At 41.0% G+C, this 11,555-nt stretch carries 10 protein-coding genes and 1 other RNA gene; 8 read left to right on the forward strand and 3 right to left on the reverse strand.

Going from position 1 to position 11,555, the window contains the following annotated elements; translation table 11 throughout:
- Positions 1–811: 811 nt before the first annotated feature.
- Complete coding sequence (locus IEY42_RS20760; RefSeq protein ID WP_188927110.1) at positions 812–1,027, forward strand: hypothetical protein; 216 nt, start codon at positions 812–814, stop codon at positions 1,025–1,027.
- A gap of 95 nt (positions 1,028–1,122) precedes the next feature.
- Here IEY42_RS20760 and ssrA read toward each other — a convergent pair.
- Positions 1,123–1,478: a transfer-messenger RNA gene (gene ssrA / locus IEY42_RS20765) on the reverse strand.
- 71 nt (positions 1,479–1,549) lie between these two features.
- On the reverse strand, positions 1,550–2,047 hold the full coding sequence (smpB, locus tag IEY42_RS20770; RefSeq protein ID WP_188917739.1) for an SsrA-binding protein SmpB: 498 nt from the start codon (positions 2,045–2,047) through the stop codon (positions 1,550–1,552).
- Positions 2,048–2,311: 264 nt separating this feature from the next.
- Here smpB and IEY42_RS20775 point away from each other — a divergent pair, with 264 nt between their 5' ends.
- Both IEY42_RS20775 and IEY42_RS20780 read left to right on the forward strand, forming a co-directional pair.
- Positions 2,312–2,749, forward strand: a complete 438-nt coding sequence (locus IEY42_RS20775) for an SRPBCC family protein (protein ID WP_188917741.1) — start codon at positions 2,312–2,314, stop codon at positions 2,747–2,749.
- The gene (locus tag IEY42_RS20780) at positions 2,739–3,074 is read left to right on the forward strand and encodes an RnfH family protein (protein WP_188927111.1); all 336 of its coding nucleotides are present in this window, start codon (positions 2,739–2,741) and stop codon (positions 3,072–3,074) included. Before IEY42_RS20775 ends, IEY42_RS20780 begins: the two co-directional genes overlap by 11 nt.
- 64 nt (positions 3,075–3,138) lie before the next feature.
- On the opposite strand, the gene IEY42_RS20785 is transcribed toward IEY42_RS20780, so the two are convergent.
- Positions 3,139–3,648 (reverse strand): outer membrane protein assembly factor BamE, encoded by a 510-nt coding sequence (locus IEY42_RS20785; protein ID WP_188927112.1) that lies wholly within the window; start codon positions 3,646–3,648, stop codon positions 3,139–3,141.
- Positions 3,649–4,114: 466 nt separating this feature from the next.
- On the opposite strand from IEY42_RS20785, the gene IEY42_RS20790 reads away from it, so the two are divergent.
- From IEY42_RS20790 to IEY42_RS20810, 5 genes are all read left to right on the forward strand, one after another.
- Complete coding sequence (locus IEY42_RS20790) at positions 4,115–4,942, forward strand: SAM-dependent methyltransferase (protein WP_188927113.1); 828 nt, start codon at positions 4,115–4,117, stop codon at positions 4,940–4,942.
- A gap of 31 nt (positions 4,943–4,973) precedes the next feature.
- Entirely contained in the window at positions 4,974–5,186 is a 213-nt protein-coding gene (locus IEY42_RS20795) for a hypothetical protein (RefSeq protein WP_188927114.1), read from the forward strand.
- A 40-nt stretch (positions 5,187–5,226) separates the two neighbouring features.
- Complete coding sequence (locus tag IEY42_RS20800) at positions 5,227–6,951, forward strand: GGDEF domain-containing protein (protein WP_188927115.1); 1,725 nt, start codon at positions 5,227–5,229, stop codon at positions 6,949–6,951.
- Positions 6,952–7,842: 891 nt separating this feature from the next.
- Positions 7,843–9,495, forward strand: a complete 1,653-nt coding sequence (gene aceB, locus IEY42_RS20805) for a malate synthase A (RefSeq protein WP_188927116.1) — start codon at positions 7,843–7,845, stop codon at positions 9,493–9,495.
- A 495-nt stretch (positions 9,496–9,990) separates the two neighbouring features.
- Entirely contained in the window at positions 9,991–11,445 is a 1,455-nt protein-coding gene (locus IEY42_RS20810; protein ID WP_188927117.1) for an HDOD domain-containing protein, read from the forward strand.
- The last annotated feature ends 110 nt before the right edge of the window (positions 11,446–11,555 follow it).

An 11,555-nucleotide genomic window follows, 5' to 3' on the forward strand; every position in this document is an offset into this window, starting at 1 on the left:
AAGAACTTGAGCTGTTAGATAGCACTAATATCGTGTTTGCTTAACCAGATCTGAGGTTGATTAATATCATCCTACATTTACTATCTTATTGATGTAAAGCAGTTTTATTTAACTCCCCTGACCAATAAAAGCGAGCTTGCACGTTAAAAGTGAACCTAATATTTGACAGGAAATAATAACACTTTAATTTCAATGCATTAAAACATTCGAGAACTATTTTTCGTACTAATTTAGTTTACTTATTAGCCGATTAAACTTAAAGACACGCCAAAAACCATTACAACTGTTTTATACACAGTACACAACACATAAAGGTGAGAGACTAGCTGCCACTGGATATCTAGCCGACATTTGTAAGCCAGTTAAATGTCGTCTGAAGCAGAGTAAAGCGCCACGATGTTAGTAGCCGCTGTCCATATTTGAAACAAGTAATGGGGCAAAAACGAGTTTCATGCTTTGCTTGTAATTGGTTGATTCAACTCTGGACTTGAGGACGTTGAAGAAAATGACGTGAGCTGGCCATGGACGGCCAGCTAGCTTTAGAGGGGAAGGGACGCCCCATCTGAAGCGTTAGCATTTTCGAATAAGGCCGAAGAACACCGAAACGCGGTCAAAAGCTGGATTCAACCACGTCGCGAAATTATCGCTTTTCAGATAATTTTGATGTGGCGGCTGGGAGTTCCAAGAGGGAACAGCCGTTGGTTTCCTCTTGGTCTGGTGTGGGCGAAGCGCCACGACGTTAGTGGCCGCAGGCCATTAGTACAAAAGTACAAAGCAAACACCTGGATCCCGGCTCAAAAGCATTACCGGGATGAGTAAAATTACAGGTGCAAGCGCGGCTGTGACCTTCGAAAACATGGATGTTTTCGCAGAGCGCCCATGGATGGGGTTACTGCTTGTCACAGAAGCGATTGCACTAAGGTCACTCTTTCAAATCCATGTGATTGTGACATTTGTATTTGCGATACATCACCTGCGGCAGGCAATAAGTACCAATGAAGTGCTGGTATCGAATAAACTCATTTGATTCAAATACCCATCTAGTCACAATAATAAAGCAGAAATCTGGGCTAGCAGACAAACAAAAAGGGCTTAGCATTGCTGCTAAGCCCTTCTATAAATTGGTGGAGGCGGCGGGACTTGAACCCGCGTCCAGAAAGCCTACATCCTCGGCACTACATGTTTAGTCTCTCTTTTATTTAACCAAGCAGTCTCCGAAAGACAGGATGCTACTTGGTGAGTCCGGTACTGTTTCGCGGTTCACCCCCGGACGGAGTTCCCTCGCTAGCACACTGTAATATGACCATCAGAATCCACTGTCCACGTGCGAAACGTGTGGTTGATGGCTAGCTAGCCTAAGCTGCTAGAGAGTAGTTAGAGTCGTTTGCAACTATAACGGTGCGGCTTTTTACGAGGCCAACCGCCCCTCGACATGCTCCTTGGGTTTCGTGAATCCTGTCGAATCCAGAATCGCCCCCAATTGGTTATATCATAACGTGTTGTTTCGCTAATACCTAGTGACTATTAACAAAATATCATCGTTTGGCTATTATCCGTTCAGTCTGCTCTTTTTCATGACGCGAGACTGTTCAACTTTCCATTCACGTTCTTTGGTATCTTCACGTTTATCGTGATCTTTTTTACCTTTACCTAGGCCAATTTCAACTTTTACCCAGGCACCTTTACGCCAATACATCGACAGTGGCACTAAGGTGTAGCCCTGGCGTTCAATTAAGCCGGCTAATTTGTCGATTTCGCTACGTTTTAACAACAGCTTTTTGGTACGGATAGGATCGCACACCACGTGAGTGGATGCTGTATTTAGTGGTTGAATAGTACAACCGTGCATAAAGGCTTCACCGCCTTTGATAAATACATAACAATCAGCCAGATTGACTTTGCCCATACGGATGGATTTTACTTCCCATCCCATTAGCTCTAAACCCGCTTCGATTTTGTCTTCTATACGGAATTCAAAGGTCGCGCGTTTGTTGCGTGCGATGGTAGCTGAGGTATTTTTTGCTGATTTAGAATTCTTTTTTACCATTATATTTACCGTTGTGATTACTGCCGTGGCCTATAAAAAGGCGACTTGCAATCAGCGCTGAGCCCATTTAATAAACGCGATTATATTAAGGTTATAAATTAACACCATTGATATAAAGATATGGGGGAGATTTATGATATTTCAACGATTATACCTAGTTTATTGCCTATTGTGTTATTAAGGGTGAGATTTAGCGTTATGGCGGATGCCTTTTTTGTTTAACGTGATAAAATCTGCACATTGTTTCAATGATAGTGATGTCAGATGCCCAAAATTTCCAAAAGTATGCTAGTTAGATTTAGTGCCAAAGAAATGTATGATTTAGTCAATGATGTTGAGTCGTATCATGCATTTTTACCCGGCTGTGTTGGCGGTAAAGTATTAGAGTTTGATGGCAAAACCATGGTGGCGTCGGTTGATGTGAGTAAAGCTGGGATCAGTAAAACCTTTACGACTCGTAACCAGGTGGTTGAGGCTAAATCAATTACCCTAGAGTTAGAAAACGGGCCTTTTAAGCATTTACACGGTTTATGGAAATTTACTGAGCTGACAGAAGAGGCTTGTAAGGTAGAGTTTGATTTGCATTTTGAATTTTCAAATGCATTAGTCGACTTGGCATTTGGTAAAATTTTTAAAGATTTAATGTCATCGATGGTGGTGGCATTTACCGACAGAGCGAAGGTGATTTATCGTGACAAGTGAAACAGAACAATTTGCCGTTGATGTCATTTATGCATTACCCAAACAGCAAAAAATTATCACTGTGATGGTTGCGCCAGGTACCACGTTTATTGATGCGGTGATCCAAAGCAATATCGTGAAGTTTTTTCCTGACATCGATCTAGATAACATCAAACTGGGTGTGTTTAGCCGTGTGGTTAAGCATGATGACGTGATACAGCCTGGGCAGCGGGTAGAATTATATCGTCCTTTAATTGCCGACCCGAAAGATGTTCGCCGTAAACGGGCTGAAAAAGCAAAAGATGAAGGCCGGATTAATAAAATAACCGGTGCGAAGGTCAGTTAGTTTTTTCAATTATATACAAAAAAGCAGAATCAATAGATTCTGCTTTTTTTTTGACACTGATCTATTAACGATTATCTGGGTCGTTAGATTTTTCAGGTTGGTTCGTTAACGTTGGGCGTTTTTCTTCAACCAATGGCTTTGAGTCTGGGCGAGTTTCTGGCAGTAATGGTGTTAAATCAGGCTCATTAATCGTTGGCAGAGTGCTTAACTCAAGTGGTGTATTGAAATCACTGCTTAAATCGTAATCGCCAGTGACACTAGAGATCTTGTCACCCGTAAAATGAATGATCAGCTCTTTATGAATGATGCTGGCATCACGACCACTTTTAAAGTGGTATACATAGTACCAAGTGTCATCAGAAAAACTATCACGTAAAACCGGACGACCTAAAATGTATTCGGTTTGTTCTTTAGTCATGTCGATGCGAAGTTTTTCAACTTGCTGGGTTTCCATGTAGTTACCTTGCGGTATATCAGGCTTGTAAATTAGCCAATCGAAAACACTACATCCGCTCATTGAGAGTGAAAGCGCTACCGCGCTTACAAGGGTAAGACTTTGTTTTTTGTTTATCATTGTCTGCGCTACTTCCTAAATTCTGTCGGTCATCATACCCAAGCTATCCCTATGCTGACAAGGGCCGATTAGAAGATGTTGTGGCTTTGAGTAAATATCGCGACGTAAGTTCCTTATTTTTTCGTAATAATCTCCATCCTGACTAATGTTTGCTCTTTTAGCGCAACATTAAGCGGTGGTATTCACAGTCAGTTTTTAACGTCACCCTTGTTTAAGCTCACAAAACTCAGTGTTATTAGTCATTTTATTCATGCGGTTAACGCGCTTATATAACAGGGTATATACAGATAAATTCTTCAAAAGCGTGTTTTGTGCCACGTAATGTTAATAAAGTTGGTAAATAATCATTAAATTGTTTAATTTAAAAGCATGATAGATTGAAATGCTCATATAATGAATATGTGATTTAGTCTTTGTTTTATTTCCCGTTTAGTTGATTTTGTTATCAACAAAATAGGGTGACATAATGAGGTGTAACTTGCAGCTAACTGCCGCAAATCAACAAGGCCAGCTAGTGTGTGTCGGTACCGGAGTGCAGCTTGCAGGACAAGTTGGTCAATTAACCGTGAGTTATATTGAAATTGCTGATGTGGTTTTTTCGTTGGTGCCTGACGGATTCACCGACAGATGGTTATCGACCTTAAACGCTGATGTGCGCTCTTTACAAGGGTATTACGCTCAAGCAGGTGAAATAAAAAACCGCCGCGATACCTATCAGCAAATGGTTGATGCCATGTTAGATGAAGTGCGAGCAAACAAAAGAGTGGTCTGTGCTTTGTATGGGCATCCGGGGGTATTTTCTTGCGTATCACATTTAGCGATTGCACAAGCTAAGCAGCAAGGTTTTAAAGCTAAAATGCTTGCGGGTGTTTCAGCTGAGGCGTGTTTATGGGCCGATTTAGGTATCGATCCGGGTAATAGTGGTTATCAAAGCTATGAAGCCACTCAGTTTATGTTGTATCAACATGCTCCTAATCCTTGTGCTCATTTAGTGCTGTGGCAAATTGCGCTTGCGGGCGAACATACATTGACAAAATTTTCCACAACCAAACAGCGATTACATATTTTGGTTGAACATTTATTACAGTGGTATCCTATTGATCATCAAGTGATAATATATGAAGCAGCGAACTTAGCTGTGCAATCGCCAAGAGTGGAGCATATTGCCTTGGCTGATTTACCTGATGCTCGGTTAACGACCATCAGCACATTATTGATGCCGCCTCAGCAAGCATTAGCATTAAACCCTGCCATGCTTGCAAAGTTAGGCATTAGTGAAATGGATCTTGGTTAGAGAATACTGTTTACAATACTAAGGGCACGATATGTCGAATTTAAGTCAATTTTTTACTCAGTTAGGGACAGACGCAGCATTATTAGAAGCGTATCAACACGATCCTATTGGGGTGATGCAGGCTAACGGCATTACCGAAGAAGAAATTGAGGCGGTAATGTCGGGCGATAAAGCGCTTATCCGCCAATTAGCGGGTGACGAAGAGATGAACATGTTCCAGATTGTTACAACACCTAAGCCGTAATACGTTGTTGATGCAGGTTTTCATTAAAGTCGTTTTCACTGTGCTGCTAATATTATGCAGTTCAGGGATTGTGCTCGCCAATCAAATGGATGATGAGCTCGATATTGTTGAAAACTTTATGCACACCAACACTCAAAGTGCTATTGCCAAATTAAATTCAGTGTTAGACCATCAAGACCAGTTGTCGATGCTGCAAAAAAGCCGCTTATATATGCTAATTAGTGTGAAACATATCTATTTAGCTCAGTATGCTGAAGCAGATGAAGCCTTAGACATTGCATTAACCTTTAACCCGCCTGAAGATATTATCACGCGTATTTATTTATATCGGGTGACAACCAGTATTGGCTTAAAAGACTATAAACGCGCGTTTACTTTGTTAGAGACCAACTTATCTCGCATTGATAATTATCAAGATAACAGCATTAAAATTGCTACCTATAATCGCCTATTAAATGTGTATCTTGAGCTCGAGGCTTATGATGAAATGTTGCGAATATCGCAATTGGCTCTAAACCTAAATCAAGGTGAAAACCCTAAAAATCAGTGTTATTCGATGTTGTATTATGCGGTAGCCAATTTACGCACAAAACAATTTGATTTGGCTTCCAATTTATTTTCCGACACCGAGCAATATTGCGGTGTACAGGGGTTCCCATTAATCGCCGTTATGTCGACCAAAGGTCAGGCTATTGTGGCCTATGAAACAAGCCTCTACGACAAAGCAGAATCGTTATTATTAAGCGCGTTAGCAGACTATCAAAAGTTCAAGTTTGAAGTTGAAATTAACGAAGTTCACTCTTATTTAGGCATGACTTACTTTTATTTAAACCGCTTTGAAGATGCCGAGTACTATGCCAATAAAGTGAATGACAAACCGATAGCACCTAATAACTTGTTGGTAAAAAAACGTGCCAATGAAACCTTATCCTTAGTTGCAGGAAAGCGTGGCCAGTTTGATAAGGCTTATCAGTATCAGGTGGTTGCTAATGCTTTGAGCTTACAAATATTAAATGAGCAAAAAGTGAAAGAGAATGCCTATCAAATGGCACGATTTGACAGTGTAGAGAAAAACCGAGAAAACAACAGCCTGATGCAAGACCATGAGTTATTGATGCAGCAAAAAGACATATTCATGAAGGATAAAAGCTCGTCAATCATGTTTTCGACATTACTAGTTGGTGTGTCGGTTGGGTTATTATTACTGTTGATTTCAGCCTGGCTGCAACGCAATCAATTTATGAAGCAAGCACAACGTGACGGGTTAACCGGGATTTATAATCGCCGTACTGGTCAGGAACTCGCTGAAAACGAATTTATCCAAAGTCAGGCGGTGGCTGAGCCGTTTTCGGTATTGTTGATGGATTTAGACTTATTTAAAAACATCAATGACCAATTTGGCCATGCCACTGGTGACTGGGCATTAAAGAAGTTTACCAGTGTGATAGAAGTGCTACTCAGACCTAACGATGTATTTACTCGTATGGGCGGCGAAGAGTTTGCGATCTTTATGCCCAAACAAGATCTTAAAACAGCAACAAACTTTGCCGAACGCCTACGAGCAGAGGTGGAGGCTATCAATACCCGCTTCTCTGGCCATGACTTTTCGATTACGGTGAGCTGTGGCATTAGTTGTGCCGACAAACACGACTTAAGCCTTGACCCGCTTATTCACCGCGCTGATTTAGCCTTATATCGTGCTAAGCATAACGGACGTAATTGTGTTGTGTGTTACAAGGAGTCAATGAAACACCCACAGAGTTAATTATCTCTGGCAACACCACTAATAACGGTATTGACGTTATTACGAGATCCCCCCCGTTTAGTCGAGATTAAATCAATCAATTCCTCTCATCATGATGCTTAACATCTTGGTTCCTGCACCGTTTTGAACTTTAAAACCCCTTACATGCACCATTTATGACATTTTTATAATTTATTTAAAAAAAAAGTGAAATTTTTTCAAAAAAACCAAACGATTGTGGCTTGTTGATCGGGTGACGTAACTCACATTATTTAGGTTAATTTGTTCACTTATCATTACGTTAACGTAAAGGTTAGTTTAAAACGACTGTTTGAATTTGGTTTTGATAGCGATCGTATTAAGGTCTTGTATTTTAGTGTTTTTATTGCTTTACGTACAGGTAAGTACGAAACGTGGGCAAAATGTTTGATTAGGCTATGTAGAACAAAATGATGTAAGCATTTGTTTACAGTATGTAATATTATAACTTCGTATTTTACCATTTGGGGTTTGTGGTCAATTGGTCTGATGAATTTTAATAAGTAATATATTCAAATGTTAATATTTACATTTAATGCTTTTTAATCAATATGTTGGGTAGTTTTGTTGCCGTAAAAAATCCCGATTGGTGTGTGGTTTAGCATGGTTTTACATACGTTTTGGTCAACTGAAGACTGTTGCAATTACAAACGTTTTTGGTTAGTTTTTAGTACGAAACAAACATATGAAAGCTTGTTTGAACGTTAAAGCGTGATTGTTTATTTACACAGAACAATATGGACATTGGTTATACGCTCAGCACCATAGAGCTATATAAGGTAATCAATGGGGAATAACCCAAACCATATAACATCAGCATCATTAAATACCTTTAACAGTAACAAACAAACGCAGCACTTAGGGGGCCACAATATGACAGCCGAACAATTGGTAGCTCAGTACGGTAAGACCACATCAACAACAGAAGATACGGTAAAAACCGACATCACTTTTGTTGGCCCAACCATTGAAGGGCAGCAACAAGTGTTTAACTCTGGTGCTGTGGCATTTTTAAATTCACTTTGTGCCAAGTTTGCTGCAGAAGTTCCAACGTTATTGGCAAAGCGTAAACAAAAACAACTGCGCATTGATAATGGTGAGTTACCAGACTTTCTACCTGAAACGCGTGCTATTCGTTATGGTGATTGGACTATCCGCGGCATACCAGACGATTTGACTGACCGCCGAGTTGAAATCACCGGTCCTGTTGACCGCAAGATGATCATCAATGCACTAAACGCCAATGTAAAAGTGTTTATGGCTGACTTTGAAGACTCATTAGCGCCGAGTTGGCAAAAAGTGGTAGAAGGCCAAATTAACCTTCGCGATGCGGTCAATGGCGATATTTCTTTTACGGCACCAGAAACGGGCAAACAGTATTCGCTTAATCCCGATCCTGCGGTACTCATTGCCCGGGTACGTGGTTTGCACTTAAATGAAAAGCATGTGCTTTATAAAGGTACTCCTGTACCGGGTGGTCTGGTTGATTTTGCCATTTATTTTTACCACAACTACCGTCAATTATTAGCCAAAAACTCTGGACCTTATTTTTATATCCCTAAGCTAGAGAGTCATCTTGAAGCGCGTTGGTGGGCAAAGGTATTTGCGTTTGTTGAAGAACGTTTTTGCTTAAAGCCAGGCACCATCAAATGTACCTGCTTAATTGAAACGCTACCGGCAGTGTTTGAGATGGAAGAAATTCTTTATGAGCTTCGTTCAAACATTGTGGCACTTAACTGCGGCCGTTGGGATTACATCTTTAGTTATATTAAAACATTAAAAAATTATCCAGACCGTGTACTGCCAGATCGTCAAGCTGTCACGATGGACACTAAGTTTTTAAGTGCTTATTCACGTCTACTGATTAAAACTTGTCACAAACGCGGCGCGCTCGCTATGGGTGGCATGGCGGCCTTTATTCCTGCAAAGGATGAAGAAACCAACGCCAAAGTTTTACAAAAAGTACGTGGTGATAAAGAGCTTGAAGCGCGTAATGGTCATGACGGTACTTGGGTAGCTCACCCTGGACTAGCCGATACCGCTATGACTATTTTTAATGATTACATTGGCGGCGACAGAACCAATCAATTGCACATTACTCGTGATGTTGATGCCCCTATTTTAGCCAGTGAATTACTTGAAACCTGCGAAGGTGAACGAACCGAAGAAGGCATGCGTTTAAATATTCGTATTGCATTGCAGTACATCGAAGCGTGGATCCAAGGCAATGGTTGTGTACCGATTTACGGCTTGATGGAAGATGCAGCAACGGCTGAAATTTCACGTACGTCAATTTGGCAATGGATTAAACATCAAAAGAGTTTATCTAATGGCAAGTTAGTCACTAAAGATTTATTTAAAGACATGCTGAAACAAGAAACAACCAACGTGAAAGAAGAGTTGGGCAGCGATCGTTTTAATGCTGGCAAGTTTACACAAGCCGCAGCGTTGTTTGAGCAAATTACTACTTCAGATGAACTGGTCGACTTTTTAACGTTACCGGGTTACGAATTATTAACTGCCTAACGGCAAATTGCTTACCTATTGTTTGTAAACAAATACATAGCGCAAGGCTGAATTGATTTACTTTGCCAACTTATTTATTCAGGGCGGTAAGTCTTCAGTAACAGCGTTAACAGGCTCAACTGAAGAAGAACCATTTTAATCGTTAGTTTTACCGTTTTACAGTTTAGTCACTTTGTGGCTGTTGTAACCCCGTGCGACTCACCTACAGGTCGCACGGGATTTTTATCCAATATGTTGGATCATAAGCAAACGCTTAGTTGTTGATTCTAACTGTTTGGGTACTTCCTACCCGTAAGCTTTCCAACCACATAATTTGTGATTGCGGCTCTTTTGAGCCGTTTTTTTTTGCCCAATAAAAACGTTTAAAAAATCATCTGTCACTTAAATTTATTAGACCTGCGTACAACAAACAACAATCAAGTTACGACTCTTTATTGAAATTGAGTATACTCAAATTCAGGTTTGTTACATTTAGGTTAATTGTTTTTGAAGTCGATGACCCAACAAAAAGGTGCCGATTACTGGACTAAGCGTATCAGTGATCAAGAAATGCCGGCATTATGCTCCACCGTACGAGACCTAGAAAAGCTCGCTAAGGATGATGTGTCTTCGTTAGCTTTACTGGGGCGCAGTGTGATGCATGATAATGCGTTAACCTCACGTATTTTACGTGTAGCCAACAGTGCCATATACAATAAAGGCATTAACCAGGTTTCTACGGTTAGCCGCGCAGCGGTTGTGCTTGGTTTTGACACTATCCGTAATATTTGTATCACCGCAAAGTTATTAACCAGCCTGTTAGAAAATAAGCACTTATCTGAAGGTGTATACACCCGTTTATTAAAGCTGATGGCACAGTCTTTTCAAGCCGCAATGTTGGCGCGCATGATGATGAGCGATCGCGGTGAGTCACTGCGTGAAGAAGTGTTTATAGCATCATTATTGTACCGCATTGGTGAAAGCGCGTTTTGGAGCATGGGCGGTGAAATTCCCGATCAACTGCATCGAAAGCTTGCCGCTATAGAAGATAAAGTGGAACAAAATGCCCTTATTAGAGCGGAGCTTGGCGCGTCATTTTTACAACTCACTCAGGGTATTGCCAGGAGCTGGGGCTTAGGCGAGGTACTGCAAAAGTCGTTAGCACAACCTGATGAGCGCATGCCTGAAATTCGTTGTATTTTTTTAGCTGATAAGTTGTCAGAAATATTATCGTTACCTAACGCGGATCCTGTTGTATTACAAAAGCGCTTAGGCCAAGCGGCAGAAATGCTCGACATCGATGTTGATGAAATGACTCAGCGGGTGATCCAGTGTAATCAGATCACCCATAAGCTTGCCATTGAGTATGGTGCTAAAGCCATAGTGGCGTATCTGCCTGAACCATCGACAGTGGCTAGCAATATTGAAACGCCAGTTATCGAAACGGTGAGCCGTCAAGTTGACCAGGGGTATCAGCTCGCCAAGTTACGCCAGTTAACGCAATATGCTGTGGTTAAAACAGATTTTAATCAAATTATGCAAACTGCATTAGAAGGAATTTTAACCGGAGTGGGAGTTGATCGTTGCGGTGTGTTGTTATTGTCGCCGAGCCGTAAACTACTGCAACCTAGGGTGATGATGGGTGACGATGCCGAAATGCTAAAACAAGCTTTTGTGATCGCGCTTGATGATCACACCTCGGTGTTTAGCCTGTGTATTGAACAAAAACGCAGTATTTGGGTGGATTCACCTTCAGCAAAAGACTGTACTGTTCAAATGGATGATGTACTGGTGGAAAAACTGTCAAAATATGGCTTTTTAATTGCTCCGCTGGCTATCGGCAATAAAGTGTTAGGTTTGTTTTATGCTGATAGGCACAGTACAAGTCGACATTTTGCACAGCATGATAATGACAGTTTTACCCATTTTTGTCAGTTAGCCAATGTGTGCTTTGCTGTTTCGATGAGTTAGCACTAAAGCGTGGAAGCATAAAAAAAGAGATGGCCCATGGGCCATCTCTTTTTTGTTTGCCCAGCGAAGCTGGCAAACCCGTCAGGTTGAAAGAAACCTGAATCACCCCG

The sequence above is a fragment of the Shewanella algicola genome, from assembly GCF_014648035.1.
Taxonomy (GTDB): Bacteria; Pseudomonadota; Gammaproteobacteria; order Enterobacterales; family Shewanellaceae; genus Shewanella; species Shewanella algicola.